The organism is Streptomyces turgidiscabies Car8, from assembly GCF_000331005.1.
In the GTDB taxonomy this organism is placed as follows: Bacteria; Actinomycetota; Actinomycetes; order Streptomycetales; family Streptomycetaceae; genus Streptomyces; species Streptomyces turgidiscabies.
Genome location: NZ_AEJB01000387.1, coordinates 1 through 16153, shown reverse-complemented (window position 1 = coordinate 16153; position 16153 = coordinate 1). Strand labels below are relative to the sequence as shown.

The following is a 16153-nucleotide window of genomic DNA, read 5'->3' as shown; positions in this document are numbered from 1 at the left end:
CGAACGCGGTGAACGCTGAGGTGAACCGCGGGTCAGTAGACCGGCTTGTGCGGCTCGATCTGGTTGACCCAGCCGATCACACCGCCGCCGACGTGGACCGCGTCCGAGAAGCCGGCGGACTTCAGGACCGCGAGGACTTCCGCACTGCGGACACCCGTCTTGCAGTGCAGGACGATCTTCTTGTCCTGCGGGAGGGTCGCCAGGGCGGTGCCCATGAGGAACTCGTTCTTCGGGATCAGCTTGGCGCCGGGGATCGAGACGATCTCGTACTCGTTGATCTCGCGGACGTCGATGATCTCGATGTTCTCGCCGTCGTCGATCCACTCCTTGAGCTGCTTGGGAGTGATCGTCGCGCCGGCCGCCGCCTCCTGGGCCTCCTCGGACACGACACCGCAGAAGGCCTCGTAGTCGATGAGCTCGGTGACGGTCGGGTTCTCACCGCAGACCGCGCAGTCGGGGTCCTTGCGGACCTTCACCTGGCGGTACTGCATCTCCAGGGCGTCGTAGATCATCAGACGGCCGACGAGGGGCTCGCCGATGCCCGCGAGGAGCTTGATGGCCTCGTTGACCTGGATGGAACCGATGGACGCGCACAGCACGCCCAGGACGCCGCCCTCGGCGCAGGAGGGAACCATGCCGGGGGGCGGGGGCTCCGGGTAGAGGCAGCGGTAGCAGGGGCCGTGCTCGGACCAGAAGACGGAGGCCTGGCCGTCGAAGCGGTAGATCGAACCCCAGACGTACGGCTTGTTCAGCAGCACGCACGCGTCGTTGACCAGGTAGCGGGTCGCGAAGTTGTCCGTGCCGTCGACGATCAGGTCGTACTGGCTGAAGATCTCCATCACGTTCTCGGCCTCGAGCCGCTCTTCGTGAAGGACCACGTCGACGTACGGGTTGATGCCCAGCACCGAGTCGCGGGCGGACTGGGCCTTGGAGCGGCCGATGTCCGCCTGGCTGTGGATGATCTGGCGCTGCAGGTTCGACTCGTCGACCTCGTCGAACTCCACGATGCCGAGCGTGCCCACGCCCGCGGCGGCCAGGTACATCAGCGCCGGCGAACCCAGGCCGCCGGCGCCCACACAGAGCACCTTGGCGTTCTTCAGCCGCTTCTGCCCGTCCATCCCGACATCGGGGATGATCAGGTGGCGGGAGTACCTGCGGACCTCGTCTACGGTGAGCTCGGCAGCGGGCTCAACCAGGGGTGGCAGCGACACGGGGACTCCGTTGGTCGGTCAATCACTACAGTTGTTCTCCCCGTAACACTGCCACGCCCTTCTTCATTCCGAGACACCCGTTCCGAGGCGCGAGACGATGTCGTCCCAGTAGCCGGGCATGGTCTCCCAGGGTTCGGCGCGGCCACCGCGGTCCGTGCGGTCGGTGAACCAGATCGTGGCCGCGCCCTGCCAGCGGGCGATACGCAGCGCCTCGTCGAGATGACCGAGCGGCAGCCCGTGCACGAAGTGGCAGAACCGCTCGGGCGGATGGTCGGCTGTCCACTCGGCCACCTGCGACCAGCGGTAGTCACTCCAGTGGCCGGAGAACGTGACGAGCTGGTCGGCGTGCTCCGCGTAGTCCGGATGCGGATGGGCGCCGTGGCCCAGGACGATGTGCGCGTCGCCGTCCGCCGCGCGGAGCGTGCCGACCGTGCGGCGGATCTCGGGGAGCGCGGCGCGGTCGGTCGGGCAGCGGTCCAGGAGGAAGCCGTCCGCCTTGTACCAGTCGCGGTATCGCTGCGCCTCGGCGCTCAGCTCACCGTGCGGGCGGGCGCCGTTGGCCGTGTCGAGGTGGCCGAGGACACGGACACCCGCGTTGCGCAGGCGCCCGGCGGCCTCCAGACAGTGCGGATCGGGGCGGCTTCCCGGGCCGTCGGCGACGTTGAGGACGACCCAGTGCAGGGGCATTCCCGGGCGGGCGAGTTCACCCCACTCGGTCGGCGCGACGAGGGGATGCGCGAAACCCGGAATGCCGAAGCCGGTGCGTACGCCGGTGCTGGCGGTGCCTGCCTTGGCACTGGTCAGATGCGGCATGCCGCCTCCATCCAGATGTCGGCGAGGGACTCCTCCAGGTTGATCCGGGGCCGCCAGCCGAGCCGGTCGCGTGCGGTGCGTACATCGGCCTGCTGCCAGCTGCCACAGCCGTCCGGGTACGGGTACGCGACCGGGGCCGCGTGGTCCGGGTCGGGTCGGGGGTGGCCGATGGACGCCCGCAGGGGGCCGGGCGGCCCGTCGAGTTCGTGCAGCGCGCCGCCGTACCCGGCCACGCGGGCGAGGACGGACGCGGCGTCCCGCAGACGCACGGCGCGGCCGGAGCCGATGTTGATGACGCCCTGCGCGGCCGAGAGCGACGCGGCGTGGACGGCCCGTGCGACGTCCCGTACGTCGATGAAGTCGCGCTGCGCGCCCAGGCCGCCGAGCTTGAGCTCGCCGTCGCCGGACTGCATCGCGCGGCGCATCGCCTCGGCGAGGCGGCCGAGCGGTGAGCCGGCGGGCGTGCCGGGCCCGGCCGGCGAGAAGACGCGCAGGACGACGGCGTCGAGACCGGACCCCAGGACCAGTTCGGTGGCGGCGAGTTTGCTGACGCCGTACGGGCCGCCGGGGCGGGGGACGGCGTCCTCGGCCGTGGAGGACCCGGGCTGGCTGGGGCCGTACTCGGCGCCGCAGCCGAGCTGGACGAGACGGGCGCCGCAGCCGCTGCGCCGCAGTGCCTCGCAGACGGTGGCGACGGCGACCGTGTTGTGCCGGGTGAGTTCGCGGGCCCCGCCTCGGGTGGCGCCCGCGCAGTTGACGACCACTCCGGGGTGGACCGCGTCGAGGAAGCGGGTGAGTGCGCCGGGGCTGCCGGACGCGAGGTCGAACCGGACGTCGGCGTCGTCGCCGCGGCCCAGGGCGGTGAGCTGCACGGCCGGGTCGGCGAGCAGTCGGTCGGCGACGAAGCGGCCGAGGTAGCCGTTGGCTCCGATCAGCAGAACCCTCATCGGACGGCTCCCTCGGCGGATTCTCCGGCTCCAAGTCGGGAGGTGATCATCGGTGTACTCCTTCGGGAATTACGGGTGTCGTTGGTGGTGGAGGGCCGGGCATCGCGGAAGCGGGCGCCTGCCGTGGTCGTGGTCCGGGACGTCATCCGGCCTCACCCGGCATCGCGTGCGCCGACGCCCTGGTCAGCGTGCGGGTGGCGTGGAACAGGAGGACCAGGGCGGCCCCCGCGCAGGTCGCGGCCGGGATGCCTGCCGGACTCCAGGCGGCCACGACCGTGTCCACGGGGGCGGCCAGGAAGGCGCATCCGGGCAGGTGCGACGCGAAGGCGCAGGCCAGGGCCGCCGCCTCCGTCACGGTCGCCGCGCCGAGGACCACTGCCGGGGCCCGGGTGAAGCCGTGAGCCGTGAGGAGGCGGGCCAGCAGGAGCAGGGCGCCGAGGGTGACTGTCGTGGTGTAGGCCGCCGGTGCGCGCAGGACCGTCGCGGAGAGCGCGACGAGCGCCGCCGACGCGCAGAGGAACAGGGCGAAGGCGCCCAGGAGGAGGGGTTTCACGGCTGCGGTGAAGTCCGCCAGGCCGCGGCTGGCGGCCAGCTTGCGCCGGGCTCCCGCCGCGAAGAGGTGGGCACACCAGGCAGCCGGCGCACAGGCCAGCGTGAGGGCCAGCACAGGTGCGGTCGACAGGTCCCGGACGGCGGTCGGGAATCCGCCGGGGCCGCCCGTCAGCGCGGCGGTGAGCAGGTCGTCGCCCAGGAGTGCGTACGCGAGGAGCCAGTAGGTGCACGCGCGCGTGGAGGGCGGGGTGTGGCTCCCGTACGTGCCGGGGGCCGCCGGGTGGGACCTGGGGCCCAGTGGCCCCCGGCCCAGTGCCGCGCGTACGGCGAGCGCGACGGCCAGGGCGCCCAGCGTCGCCACGGCCGGCCGGACCCGGCCCTCGGTGAGGTGCAGGCCCGCCACCGTCGCCGCGCACAGGGCACCCGGCAGCAGGGAGAGCAGCACCCAGTCGGCCCGGACGCGGGGTGCGGGCGTCGGGGTGGGCCGGGGTGCCGTTTCCGTTTCCCGGGAGACGCGGGCGTACAACTCCTCGGCCAGCGAGAACACGTCCCGGTGTCGGAAGCGGGCGGCCGTCCGGTCCGTCATGCCGTGGGCTTCCAGGCCTGCGGCGATCTCCAGCGGATCCACCGCCCGCTCGCACAGCTCACGGTGCCTGTGCATGAGCGCCTTCACGGGGTCCCCGGTCCCTCGGCGCGCGGCACGGGGGTTGGACGTGGTCGTCTGTGTCTGCTCCTGCGTCTCCCGTGCGTTCGTCTCGGCGGCGCCCATGAGCCACTCCTCCGAGTGCTCGTCCCAGCCTCCGGGGCTGTCCGGTGTCCCCGGGCGGTCCAGTTCTCCCAGCTCGCTCATCGCACGCCCTCCCCGGCCGGCACGGGGGTCGCCTGTACCGGTGCGGAAGCGCGTCCTGTCGCCCAGCTGGGCCCGCCCCGGGCCACCACGCCTATGCCGGCCTGCGTCCAGCGGCCGGGGACGTGGGCCTCCGCCGGGACGGCGAACGGGAGCGGCTCGCCGGCGTGGTCGAGGACCACTCTGCTGACGGGACAGCGCGAGACGACCTCCAGGTAAATGCCGCGAAATGCCTCGACGTTCTGCTCGACGGTGAACAGTTCGAGGGCACGGGCGCGGGCGGCGGCGCCCAGGCGTTCGCGGCGCGCCGGGTCGCGCAGCAGCGCCACGCACGCCTCCGCGAGCGCCCTCGGGTTGCGCGGGGGCACCACGAGCCCCGTTCCGCCGATGATCTCGACCACCGCGCCGACGTCCGTCGACACGGTCGCCCGGCCGCAGAACATGGCCTCGACCAGGCTGATCGGGAAGCCCTCGACGACACTCGACAGGACGACGACCGCGCCCGCCGCGTACGCCTCCGTGAGGGTCGGCGCCTCGGGGCCGCCGATCTCCTCGAACGACACCGGGTTGTCGCCGACCGCGTGCATGCCCTCGGCCTCGTCGGGGAAGAGCTGCGCCGCCAGCGCCCGGCAGTGACCGAGATACGCCTCGCTCTCGGCTCCCGTGGCCGCGCCGATGATGCGCAGGCGGGTCTTCGGCTCCTCCTTGCGGACCTCCGCGAAGGCGTGCAGGAGGGAGACCAGATCCTTGGCGGGCTCGATACGGCCGACCCAGATCAGCGTGTCGGGGTCCGCGGTCTCCGGCGACTCGCCCACTTCCGCGAAGTGGGACGCGTCCATGCCCGGGTACACGGTCCGCAGCTTCTCCCGGTCGGCCCCGCATCTCTCCTGCCAGCGGCGGGTGTGCGTGTTGCCGGGGGTGACGAGCTCGGCCCGCCGGTAGACCTCCGAGGCCAGATGGCCGTGGAAGGCCGCGAGCAGGGACCGTACGGCCGGGGCGCTGTCGTCGGCGCCCGAGGCCAGGTAATGCGCCCGCAGCGGGACTCCGTACTCGGTGACCAGGAGGGGTACGCCGGAGAAGTGGTGGGCGAGCAGTCCGGGGAGTGCCGCCGGGCCGCCGGCCGCGGCATGGCAGAGGTCGACCGAGCCGAGCCCGTCGTCCTCGTACCAGTCGAGCGAGAGGGGGCGCAGAGCGCGTTCCAGTTGCGCGGCGACGGTGAGCAGATCCGGGACGCGCGCCTCGCGCGCCGCTCCTGGGGCGCCGGGCGCACGACAGGCGCGCTCAAGGGCGCGTACGGCGGCTTCGGAGCGGAGTGCTCCCACCAGTCCGTCCTCGTCCCGGGCGAGTTCGGCGAGACCGTACAGCGCGCTGCCGAAACGGTCCGCCTCAGCGGTGGAGGGGGTCGATCCGTCCGTCGCCTTCCCCGTGTCGGGCCCGCCGCACAGCACCGCGGCCAACTCTCCGTAGGCCTCGGCGAACCGGCGGCGGGCGCGGCGGCCGTACACCACGCCGTCGTCCTCGGCCGTCCACAGTGGCGCGGTCCGTACCCGGCTGACCTGCGACGGGAGTTCGATCCAGCCCTCGTCCTCCTGCCGCTCACTGCGACTGAGCGCGTAGATGTCGAACTCGTGTCCGCCGAGCCCGCGCACGAGCCGGTCGCACCAGAGTCTGGCGTCACCGCTCACATACGGATAGCCACCCTCCGTCAGCAGTCCGATGCGCACGAGCACACCCCCGATCTCCCTTGTGGGGAGCCGCCGTTGACCCGGCGGCTCGCAGCGGGACGAACGTATGCGGACATGACGGTGGTGCGACGGACGGTTGTCCGTCACACCACCAAAAGGGGTGAACGGTCGTAACTTTCCCGCGCGGATCGCGTTCCGTCGCGCTAAGAGATCATTCGAGCACCAATGGTGACGAACACCCGTGCGGTCAGGCGGGGGTCAACTCCTGGCGGGCGGCGCGCCGTCGGGCGGCGATCTCCGGGTCGAGAGCGGGTCCGGCGGCCAGCAGTTGCCGGGTGTAGGGGTCCCTCGGATTGTCGTACACCTCGTCGGCGGGCCCCGATTCGACGATCCGGCCCCGCCGCATCACCGCGACGCGGTCGCTGACCTGGCGTACCACGGCGAGATCGTGGGCGACGAACACCAGCGCGAGGCCGAGTTCGCGCTGCAACTCGCCGAGCAGGGCGACCACCTGGGCCTGGGTCGTGACATCGAGCGCCGAGACCGGCTCGTCGCAGACGATGACGCGGGGTTCGGCGGCCAGTGCCCGTGCGATGCCCACGCGTTGGCGTTGGCCGCCGCTGAACTCGTGCGGATAGCGGCCGTAGTGCGCCGGGTCGAGCCCCACCCGCTCCAGCAGCTCCCCCACGCGCCCACGGACACGCCTCTCGTCCTTCTCGCCGCGTGCCCGCAGCGGGTCGGCGATCGACTCGCCCACGCTGCGACGGGGGTTGAGGGAGGAGACCGGGTCCTGGAACACCATCTGCACGGCCGGCCCGGCCCCGGACCGCACGTGCCCCTCGTAGCGCACCTCGCCGGCCGTCGGCTCCAGCAGTCCGACCAGCATCCGTCCGAGGGTCGTCTTTCCGCTGCCGCTCTCGCCGACGATCCCGAGGGTCTCGCCCCGGCGCACGGTCAGCGACACGTCGTCCACGGCCGCGAACGCCCGCTTCCCGCGCCCGAACTCGCGCCGCAGGCCGGCTGCCTCCAGCACCACCTCGCGGGCGTCGGAGGCCTCCTGGGGGACTCGTCGCACGTCCACGCGCGGTACCGCGGCGAGCAGTTCGCGCGTGTATGCCTCGGCGGGCGCCCCCAGAACGGCTGAGACCGGGCCGTGCTCGACGGCGCGCCCGTGCCGCATCACCAGCACGTCGTCGACACTCTCCGCCGCCACGCCGACGTCGTGCGTGACGAGCAGCAGTCCCATGCCGGTCTCCGCGCGCAGCGTGTGCAGCAGGTCGAGGATCTGGGCCTGGACGGTGACGTCCAGGGCGGTCGTGGGCTCGTCGGCGATCAGCAGGTCGGGCTCGCAGGCGAGCGCCATGGCGATCAGCGCGCGCTGGCGCATCCCGCCGCTGAACTCGTGCGGCCGGGACCGGGACCGCCGCAGGGCGTCCGGGATTCCGACCCGGTCCAGCACGTCGACGGCACGCGCGCGTGCGGCCCGCCGGGACGCCTTCGTGTGCACCCGGTACACCTCGGCGATCTGGTCACCGACCGCGTAGTACGGGTCGAGGGAGGACAGCGGGTCCTGGAAGACCATCGCCGCCTTCGCCCCGCGCAGCCGCCGCAGCTCGGCCTCGGACGCCCGCTGTACGTCGGTTCCGGCGACGCGGACCCTGCCGCCGACCTCAGCACCCGTGCCGCGATGCAGCCCCAGCAGGGCGGACGCGACCGTCGACTTGCCCGAGCCGGACTCGCCGACCAGGCCCAGTGCGGCGCCCTTCGCCAGCCGGAACGACAGCCCGTCCACGGCGAGCAGGGAGCCGAAGGCGACCGTCAGACCGTCGACCCCCACAAGAGCCCTGTCAGCCGTGCTGCCCTGCGAGCCGTCCTCCTGAGCCTCAATTGAGGCCTTGTCCAAGCTCATACGAGCACCACCCGTCGATCGGCCACCGCGTACAGCACATCCGCGACGGCGTTGGCGATGACCACGAAGAAACCGGTGACCAGGACCATGCCGACGACCACCGGCAGGTCGACCACCTTGACCGCCTCGACGAGCTCCTGTCCGATACCGGGCAGCCCGAAGAGCGTCTCGGTGAGCACCGCGCCGCCGAACATCGATCCGAAGTCCGTGGCACTCAGGGCGATCAGGGGCGCCACCGCGCCGCGCAGCGCGTGCCGCCCGATGACGGACCGCTCCCCGACGCCGTACGCGCGAAAGGTGCGTACGTGGTCCTCCGCGAGTGTCTCCAGCATCGACACCCTGGTCAGACGGGCGTACTTGGCGGACTCGATGAGGGCGAGCGACAGCCAGGGCAGCAGCAGGTTCCAGGCCCACTGTTCGGGATCGTCGGCGAAGGGCACGTACTGCGGGAAGGGCAGCAGCTCCAGCTGGCCGCAGACGACGATCATCAGGATCAGGCCGATGACGAAGACGGGCGTGGCCGTGCCCGCCAGCGTGAGCCCGGTCAGCAGGCGCTCGGTGAGCCGGCCGCGCCGCCAGGCCGAGAGCACCCCGGTGCCGACGCCGATGAGCAGCCACAGCACCATCGCGCCCAGCGCGAGCGAGCCGGTGACCGGCAGCTTCGCCAGGATCAGCTCGGTGACCTGCTGGTCGCTCTGGTACGACAGGCCGAGGCAGGGCGCCGAGCAGTGCTGGACGGACGTACCGGTCGAGTAGTCCTGGCCGGCGAAGACGCCCTCCAGGAAGTGCCAGTAGCGCAGGTACAGCGGGTCGTCGAGGCGCAGTTGCTCCGCGACTTGGTGCACCTGGGCCGGGGAGCAGCGCGGGCCGCAGGTGATCTGGGCGACGTTGCCGGGGGCGACGTAGAAGACGACGTAGATGATCACCGAGATGGCGAGGAGGGTGACGATCGCGCCGATGACACGCCGGGCGACGAAGCCTCCGAAACCGGAGATGTTCATGCGCCTGCTCCCATCTCGGCCGTCGTCGCGTCGGCGTTCTTCTGCGTCACGACCGTGGCCTCGCGCCTGCGGCCTGTGCCGACGCGCAGGCGTGAGGCCGCGCGGGGGTCGAGGGCGGTGCGGATGCCGTCGCCGAGGACGGTGAGGGCGAGGACGGTCACGAAGAGGGCGCCCGCGGGCAGCAGCAGGTACTGGGGCGCCGCCTGGTACCAGACGTCGGCGGCGGTGATCATCTGCCCCCAGGACGGCGTCGGCGGCCGCACACCGACGCCGAGGAAGGACAGCGCGGCCTCGACCGTGATGTTCGACGGGACGAGGAGCGCGGCGTACGTGATGACGGGCGCGGCGAGGCCGGGCAGCAGTTCGCGGCGGGCGATCCGCCAGGAACCCCAGCCGCTGAGCCGGGCCGCGGCCACGTGGTCGAGCTGTTTGAGAGTGAGCGTCTGGGCGCGCACGATCTTCGCGATCCCGCCCCAGGCGATCAGTCCGATGACGAGGGCGACGAGCACGGGCCGCGGGAAACCGCTGGGCACGATCGCGAGCAGGGCCAGCGACATGATCATGAGCGGCAGGGCGATGATGACATCGGTGAGTCGGCTCAGCAGCTGATCGACCCACCGGCCGCCGAGGGCGGACGCGATGCCGACCACGACGCCGATCGACACCTGGACGACGGTCGCCGCGAGCGCGACGCCCAGCGAGACCCGGGCTCCGTAGACGAGCCGGGCGAACAGATCGCGCCCTGTCTGCGGTTCGACGCCGAGCCAGTGGTCACCGCTGAGGCCCCCGAAGGAACCGACAGGCACTCCCCCGCGCGCGGAGTCGACGAGAGCCGGGTGGTAGGTGGTCGGATCCTGGCCGGCGATCGCGGTGAGCAGCGGCGCGGCGAGCGCGACCAGGACGAGCAGCGCGACGACGACCGCCGCGACGAGGGCGGCGCGCTGCGCCCGCAGCCGCCGCCAGAACTGACGGGCCCCGGAGGCCGCCGGGACGGGTGTCGCACCCGTTCCGGCGGCCTGGGAGGCGAGAAGGACCTCGCTCACGGTGTCGTCACTTCACCGAGACTTGGGAGATGTCCAGGACACCCGTCCAGTCGCTGATCACGATGTTCCTGACGTCCTTGCCGTACAGCCGCTTGTAGACGGGGTGGAACAGCGGCACGGTCAGGGCCTGCTCGCCGATCTTCTCGTCCAGCGCGCCCCACCTCCTGGCGGCGGCGTCGAGATCGGTCAACTTGTTGATCGCGTCGATCTCGGCGTTGACCGACTTGTCGTCGAGGAAGCCGGTGTTGAAGTTCGCGCCGTCCTCGACGATCTGCCGGCCGTCGAAGATCGGGGCGAGGAAGGGGCCGCCGGAGGGCCAGTCGGCACCCCAGTGGGCGAGGAAGAACCCGGGCTCCTTGTTCACGTCGTGGATCGTGTCGGAGTAGTCGTTGTCCTCCAGCCCGTTCAGCTTCACCGTGATGCCGGCCTTCTTGAGCGCGTCCTGGACGGCGGTCGCGATCTCCGGGCTGGTCTCGAAGTCCTTGGCGTTGGAGTGCGTCAGGGTGACGGTCAGCCCGTTCGGGTAACCGGCCTCCTTCAGCACCTCCTTGGCCTTCGCCGGGTCCCCCGAGGCACCCGCCGGGAAGTGGTCGTAGGGCGTGTAGCCGAAGGACTTCTGGTTCGGCAGATAGGTGGTGGCGGGTTCGGCGAGCGACGAGCCGCCGGCCGCGTTGATGACGCTCGTGCGGTCGATGGCGTACGAGATCGCCTCCCGCACCTTGATGTTGTCGAACGGCTTGGTCTTCGGGTTGAACGCGATGTAGTTGACGTAGCCGAAGTGCCCGGTGCCGACGCGCGCGGCCAGTTCCTTGTCACCGGTGACCTTGGCGAGCTCGGCCGGGCCGAGGTTGGTGTCCGTGGTGACGGACGCGGCGTCCGCCCCTTGGGACGCCGACAGCCGCTGGTTGATCACCGAGGAGTCGATCCCGGACCGTACGTCGATCCTGTCGGGGTACGCCTTGCGCTCCACGTCCGTGGCGGCCGACCAGTAGGTGTTGCGCTCCAGGATCAGCCGCTCACCGTCGCCCTCGTTGCTGACGACCTTGTACGGGCCCGACGAGACCGGGTGCTCCTCGTACTTCGTGCCGGTGTCCTTGGCCTTCGGGACCGGCGTGAACTGTGTCTGCGTGGCCAGGTAGGGGAACTCGCCCTCGGGCTTGTTCAGGTGGAAGACGATCGTGCGGGCGTCCGGCGTCTCGATCGCGTCGAGGCCCTTGCCCTTGTAGGGCCCCTGGTAGTCGGCGGCGCCGACCAGCCAGTCCCTCAGGTAGGGCGCGCCGCCGGAGAGTTCGGGGGCGAAGGAGCGCTCGATGCCGTACTTGATGTCGGCGCTGGTGATCGCCGTACCGTCCTCGTACGTGAGCCCTTCCTTCAGGGTGTACGTCCACACTGTCGCGTTCTCGCTCGGGCGCCCGGTGTCGGTGGCCAGGTCGGGGACGACCTTCGCGCCCGCCGCCCCGCTCTCGCGGTTGCGTGTGGTGAGTGTGCGGAAGACGAGTGAGGGGACGTTGCCGCCGCCGGAGGTGTAGAGCCGGGCGGGGTCGAAGTCGGCTTGTGGGTGGGAGTTGAGGACGGTGAGCGTGCCGCCCTTCTGCGGCTCCGCGTGGCCGCTCCCGGCGCCCTTGGCATCGTTGTCTTTCGGCCCGCACGCGGCTGCGCCGGCGGCCAGGACCAGGCTGACGGACACCGCTGCCACGCGGCGCGTTCTGACGGACGGTTGGCGCATCGGAAGACGACCTCTCGAATAATGAGACGGGACGACAAGGGATGAGACGGAAGAGGACACACGTCTGCCCGGGCGCCGGGTCGCGTCAGGTCTTCGAGAGCCGCTGTCGAGGACGGAGGTCAGTCGTCAGCGGCAAAGGGGAACATCGCGACACACGCCACGCAGGCGGGTGTCAGCGACAGAGGATGTCTGCCACGCAGAGTGGGGTCACACCGATCAGCGCCAGCTCGATGGCTGCGCGTTCGGCAACATGACTAGACCACATGCGCAAAAATATGAACGAACTTTCCACCTGTGTCAACGTGACTTCTGAGCCACGCGTCAACTCCCGGGATACGGCCAGGGGTTGGCCTTGCAGTGGATCCCGTCATGGTTGAGGAACTTGGTCTGCTGCTGCATGACCGGGGCGAGGTCGCCGTCCTTGTCGCAGGTCACGTGCCCGTAGCCGAGGCGATGGCCGACCTCGTGGTTGATCAGCATCTGCCGGTAGGCGTAGATCTTGTCGCCGTAGGTCACGGAACCCTGCGCCCACCGGTAGGCGTTGATCATCACGCGGTCGGTGGCGGCCGAGTCGCAGGACACGTTGTCCTCCGTGGTGTCGAGCCCCGACTTGTCGCACCAGAAGGCGGTCGTGCCGGGGCTCGCCAGGGTGATCACGAAATCGGGCTTGCCGGAGGAGATCCGCTCGAACGTCCGACCGCCGTTGTGGGCCCAGCTCCGGTTGTCGTTGAGCGTCTTCTGCACGGCCTGCGCGAACAGTTCCCCGTCGAGCCCGAGCCCCTGTTCGACGTCCACCCGGTACGTGTACTTCTGCCCCGCCCCCGGCGCCTTGGCGAAGCCGCGGATCGCGTCGAACTTCCCCGAGCCCTTGAGGGCCGCCCCGAGCGCGTATGTCTTGGCCATCTTCTGGTCGTACGTCAGTGCCGTCTCCACGGCCGGCGCGTCGGGCGCGGCGGGGAGGCCGTCGGTGCGCGCCGCGGAGTCCCCGGAGCCCTGGACGTCCTGACCCGAGCCGATCGCGGTCTGCGTCCGCACGCCCCCGTCGTCGTCCTGCCCCTGGGTGACCTGGCCGGCCACGACGACCGCCAGCACGGTGGTGACGGCGGCAGCCGCGATCCCGGTGAACGCCCGCCCCTTGCCGCTCCTGCCCTTGCCCGCCGACTCGGCGGGCGGGGTGGGCGTGTCGGCCGGGTGCGATGTCCGGGCACGGGGTGCGAAGAGGTCGCCGCCCGCGACGGAGCCGCCGGACGTGCCTGCTTCCTCGAAGGCATCGACGTACGCCTGCCGGGGTCCGGAACCGTTCGCGGGCGCGGGGGCCGGACGTTGACGCGGTATGGCGGGGCCGGTCCCGGCCCGGGTGCCGAACTCGCCCCAGCCGCCGCCGGATTCACGCTGCTCGGGGTGCCCGCCTCCGCGGACCCGGGGAAAGCCGTGAGCGGGGGTTCCGTCCGAGGGACGCTGCATCCCGCGCGCGGGGGCGCCGTCGGGAAGGCGCGGAAAGCCGTGAGCGGGAGTGCCGTCGGGGACCGGGAAACGGGGCATCCCGTGAGCCGGTGTACCGTCGGCGAACCGCGGCGCCCCTTGCCCCTGTCGCCCCTGGCCCTGCCCCTGAACCTGCCCTTGGCCCTGCCCCTGTTGAGGTTTCCGACCCTGCTGAGTCTGTCGAGCCTGTTGACCCACGGGGGTGTTCGCCGTGTCGCCCGTACTCGCGCTGCCGCCGGTTCGCCCGCGGCGGCTGTGACGTCCCACCTCGCGTCTCAGCTCCCCGCGTTCGCGGCGTCGACCCGGCTGCCGACCGTCCTCGCTGCCACAGTACCGGCATCCGCCGGCAACTCACCTGCGTCATCGAGCAGTTCGCGGAACGCCGAGGCCACCGTCTCCGGGTACTCCATCATCGCCACATGGCCGGCGTCCGGCAGCGAGAGCAGCCGCGAGTCACGGAAGGCGCGCGCCGCGCGCTGAGCCATGCGGTACGAGACCAGCTGGTCCCGGCCGCCGTAGATGAGAAGCGTCGGAGCGAGCACGCGCTCGGCCTGGCGCCACAGCCCGTGCTGACCGCCCAGCGTGTACGCGTTCACCACCCCGCGCGCGGAACGCGCCAGCGCATCCCAGAAGTACGGCAGTTGGAGCCGTCTTTCCATCTCCTCGACCGCGTTGCTGAATCCCTCGGGCGTCACCTGCCCAGGATCCCCGTAACAGAGCGCCGTGACCCCGCGGACGCGCTGTTCGGCGCTCCACTGCTCCGTCAGTCGGGTGAACAGACGGGCCACGCCGGGCAGGGCGAGCAGGGCGGTCGGCACCGCGGTGCGCTGCACACGGATCTCCGGCAGCGCGGGCGAGACCAGCGTGAGCGTCCTGACGAGGTCGGGCCGCACCGCCGCGACACGGGTGGACACCGCGCCGCCCAGCGAGTTGCCGAAGAGGTGCACGGGACCGCGCCCGGACGCGTCGAGGTAGCGGATGACGGCACGCGCGTGCCCGGTGACCGAGTAGTCGCCGTCGTCCGGCGGCGGGGAGTCGCCGAAGCCGGGCAGGTCGAGCGCCTCGCTGTCGACGAGCTCGTCGTTCAGCGGCATGAGCGCCGACCAGTTCTGCGAGGAACCGCCCAGGCCGTGGACGTACAGCGCGGGCGGCAGTCCCTCGCGCGCGGGGGGCCGCGAACGCACGGTCAGGGTGACCCCCGGCAGACCGACCGAGCGCAGCCGCTCGCCCTCCGCGACCCTGACGGGCGCCACCTTCGGGAGCACATTGGTGGCCGGCACGTACGGCAGCTCGGTCGAAGACATGCGGCAATGTTACGAGACGATCACGCAGTGGCTCGTGTGTTCGGCATCACAGACCCGGTGCGCCGGTTTTCCGCAGCTCCGACCACCTGGCGTCCCGATCCCGCGTCTCCTAGGCTCGTATTTGGGCACCCGCAGGAAAACCGTATCCCCGGGAAGGGAGCCCGCCATGGCCGTCGACCCCACCGACCCCGAGACCTTCGGAATGAAGGACCACGAGGACTACGAGGGCGAGGACAACGCCACCGAGTTCGACGTCGAAGCCCCCGCGGACGACGCCGTCGAGCAGCGCACGGACGTCACCCCGCAGCACGACGTCCCACTGACCGGCGAGAACACCGACCGCGCCAACGAGGCCGACCTCGCGGAACAGGCCCGCGTCGTGAAACTCGACGAGGACGACTACCGCTAGCCGCCGACGCACCCCGTACCTCGTACACCCCGCACTGGATTTATTGCTATTTGAGCAAATAGACCGGAACATACAGTCGCTCGGTCGAGGAATTTCTCCCCTCGTACCGCGCACAGCAGGGTTACCGAAAAGTACGATGGCGGCGCGGCGCTCACCGCATGTGGACGAAATTGGGAGGCGGCGTGACAGCCATCGAGCAAACTGAGGCGGCACGCCCGCGGGGCACGCGGTTGCCGCGTCGCGCCCGACGGAACCAGCTGCTGGGCGCCGCCCAGGAAGTGTTCGTGGCGCAGGGCTACCACTCCGCCGCGATGGACGACATCGCCGAACGGGCCGGGGTCAGCAAGCCGGTGCTCTACCAGCACTTCCCCGGCAAGCTCGACCTCTACCTCGCGCTGCTCGACCAGCACTGCGAGGCCCTGATCGAGTCGGTCCGCACGGCCCTCGCGTCGACCTCCGACAACAAGCAGCGCGTCCGGGCGACGATGGACGCGTACTTCGCGTACGTGGAGGACGACGGCGGCGCCTTCCGTTTGGTGTTCGAGTCCGACCTGACGAACGAGCCCGCCGTACGCGAGCGCGTCGACAAGGTGGCGAACGAGTGCGCGGAGGCGATCTGCGAGGTCATCGCCGAGGACACCGGTCTCTCCCGCTCGGAGTCGATGCTGCTCGCCTCCGGTCTGGGCGGACTCTCCCAGGTGGTGGCCCGGTCCTGGCTGCACAGCGACCGCAGTGTGCCGCGCGATCAGGCGGTCCAGCTGCTGGCCTCACTGGCGTGGCGCGGCATCGCCGGCTTCCCGCTGCACGGCACCGAGCACCACTGACCGCCAGTTTGTTCCCGTCCGCTGTTCGCTCCTGGCGTTCCCGGGCGGAACATGTACGTCCCCTCACCGGGCTAATGTGTGCTGGGTACGGCGCGGACGCCCGCGCACTTCACTGACCGTCGGAGGGACATAGCCGTGGAGGTCAAGATCGGCGTGCAGCACGCGCCCCGCGAGATCGTTCTGGAGAGCGGTCAGAGCGCTGAAGAGGTCGAGCGGGCGGTGTCCGAGGCACTGGCCGGCAAGTCGGCGCTCCTGAGCCTCGTGGACGACCACGGCCGCAAGGTCCTGGTACCGGCCGACCGTCTCGCGTACGTCGAGCTGGGCGAGCCGACGGCCCGCAAGGTGGGCTTCAGCGCGCTGTAGGACACAGCAGGACGCATATCGACAGGTATGCGGGTGG

General features: G+C 71.1%; 15 protein-coding genes. 3 read left to right on the top strand and 12 right to left on the bottom strand.

The window, feature by feature from the left end; all coding sequences use genetic code 11:
• Nucleotides 1–32: 32 nt before the first annotated feature.
• The 12 genes from moeZ to STRTUCAR8_RS28440 form a co-directional block, all read right to left on the bottom strand.
• Entirely contained in the window at nucleotides 33–1211 is a 1179-nt protein-coding gene (gene moeZ / locus STRTUCAR8_RS28490; RefSeq protein WP_006379536.1) for an adenylyltransferase/sulfurtransferase MoeZ, read from the bottom strand.
• A gap of 63 nt (nucleotides 1212–1274) precedes the next feature.
• Entirely contained in the window at nucleotides 1275–2024 is a 750-nt protein-coding gene (locus STRTUCAR8_RS28485) for a spherulation-specific family 4 protein (RefSeq protein WP_006379538.1), read from the bottom strand.
• Nucleotides 2012–2971, bottom strand: a complete 960-nt coding sequence (locus tag STRTUCAR8_RS28480) for an NAD-dependent epimerase/dehydratase family protein (RefSeq protein ID WP_006379543.1) — start codon at nucleotides 2969–2971, stop codon at nucleotides 2012–2014. Before STRTUCAR8_RS28480 ends, STRTUCAR8_RS28485 begins: the two co-directional genes overlap by 13 nt.
• Nucleotides 2972–3113: 142 nt before the next feature.
• Nucleotides 3114–4373 carry a hypothetical protein gene (locus STRTUCAR8_RS28475; protein WP_006379548.1) on the bottom strand — a complete coding sequence of 420 codons (1260 nt, stop codon included), beginning with the start codon at nucleotides 4371–4373 and terminating at the stop codon, nucleotides 3114–3116.
• Nucleotides 4370–6094, bottom strand: coding sequence for a DUF3492 domain-containing protein (locus STRTUCAR8_RS28470; RefSeq protein WP_044473049.1), 1725 nt, complete (start codon nucleotides 6092–6094; stop codon nucleotides 4370–4372). Before STRTUCAR8_RS28470 ends, STRTUCAR8_RS28475 begins: the two co-directional genes overlap by 4 nt.
• Before the next feature lie 208 nt (nucleotides 6095–6302).
• A complete protein-coding gene (locus STRTUCAR8_RS28465) occupies nucleotides 6303–7964 on the bottom strand; it encodes a dipeptide ABC transporter ATP-binding protein (RefSeq protein WP_044473047.1) in 1662 nt (553 codons plus the stop codon).
• Nucleotides 7961–8959 (bottom strand): ABC transporter permease, encoded by a 999-nt coding sequence (locus STRTUCAR8_RS28460; protein WP_044473048.1) that lies wholly within the window; start codon nucleotides 8957–8959, stop codon nucleotides 7961–7963. Before STRTUCAR8_RS28460 ends, STRTUCAR8_RS28465 begins: the two co-directional genes overlap by 4 nt.
• A gap of 2 nt (nucleotides 8960–8961) precedes the next feature.
• A complete protein-coding gene (locus tag STRTUCAR8_RS28455; RefSeq protein ID WP_006379539.1) occupies nucleotides 8962–10008 on the bottom strand; it encodes an ABC transporter permease in 1047 nt (348 codons plus the stop codon).
• Nucleotides 10009–10015: 7 nt separating this feature from the next.
• Nucleotides 10016–11734: an ABC transporter substrate-binding protein gene (locus tag STRTUCAR8_RS28450; protein WP_006379550.1), complete on the bottom strand. Its 1719-nt coding sequence runs from the start codon at nucleotides 11732–11734 to the stop codon at nucleotides 10016–10018.
• 172 nt (nucleotides 11735–11906) lie between these two features.
• Nucleotides 11907–11999 (bottom strand): Ms4533A family Cys-rich leader peptide, encoded by a 93-nt coding sequence (locus STRTUCAR8_RS55430; protein ID WP_319355004.1) that lies wholly within the window; start codon nucleotides 11997–11999, stop codon nucleotides 11907–11909.
• Between the two features lie 56 nt (nucleotides 12000–12055).
• Nucleotides 12056–13483 carry a DUF3152 domain-containing protein gene (locus STRTUCAR8_RS28445; RefSeq protein ID WP_407705450.1) on the bottom strand — a complete coding sequence of 476 codons (1428 nt, stop codon included), beginning with the start codon at nucleotides 13481–13483 and terminating at the stop codon, nucleotides 12056–12058.
• An 8-nt stretch (nucleotides 13484–13491) separates the two neighbouring features.
• Nucleotides 13492–14520 carry an alpha/beta fold hydrolase gene (locus STRTUCAR8_RS28440; protein WP_044473046.1) on the bottom strand — a complete coding sequence of 343 codons (1029 nt, stop codon included), beginning with the start codon at nucleotides 14518–14520 and terminating at the stop codon, nucleotides 13492–13494.
• A 166-nt stretch (nucleotides 14521–14686) separates the two neighbouring features.
• On the opposite strand from STRTUCAR8_RS28440, the gene STRTUCAR8_RS28435 reads away from it, so the two are divergent.
• From STRTUCAR8_RS28435 to STRTUCAR8_RS28425, 3 genes are all read left to right on the top strand, one after another.
• The gene (locus STRTUCAR8_RS28435) at nucleotides 14687–14929 is read left to right on the top strand and encodes a hypothetical protein (protein ID WP_006379541.1); all 243 of its coding nucleotides are present in this window, start codon (nucleotides 14687–14689) and stop codon (nucleotides 14927–14929) included.
• A 182-nt stretch (nucleotides 14930–15111) separates the two neighbouring features.
• Nucleotides 15112–15753 carry a TetR/AcrR family transcriptional regulator gene (locus STRTUCAR8_RS28430; protein ID WP_044473045.1) on the top strand — a complete coding sequence of 214 codons (642 nt, stop codon included), beginning with the start codon at nucleotides 15112–15114 and terminating at the stop codon, nucleotides 15751–15753.
• Between the two features lie 135 nt (nucleotides 15754–15888).
• Nucleotides 15889–16116 carry a DUF3107 domain-containing protein gene (locus STRTUCAR8_RS28425; RefSeq protein WP_006379546.1) on the top strand — a complete coding sequence of 76 codons (228 nt, stop codon included), beginning with the start codon at nucleotides 15889–15891 and terminating at the stop codon, nucleotides 16114–16116.
• Nucleotides 16117–16153 lie beyond the last annotated feature (37 nt).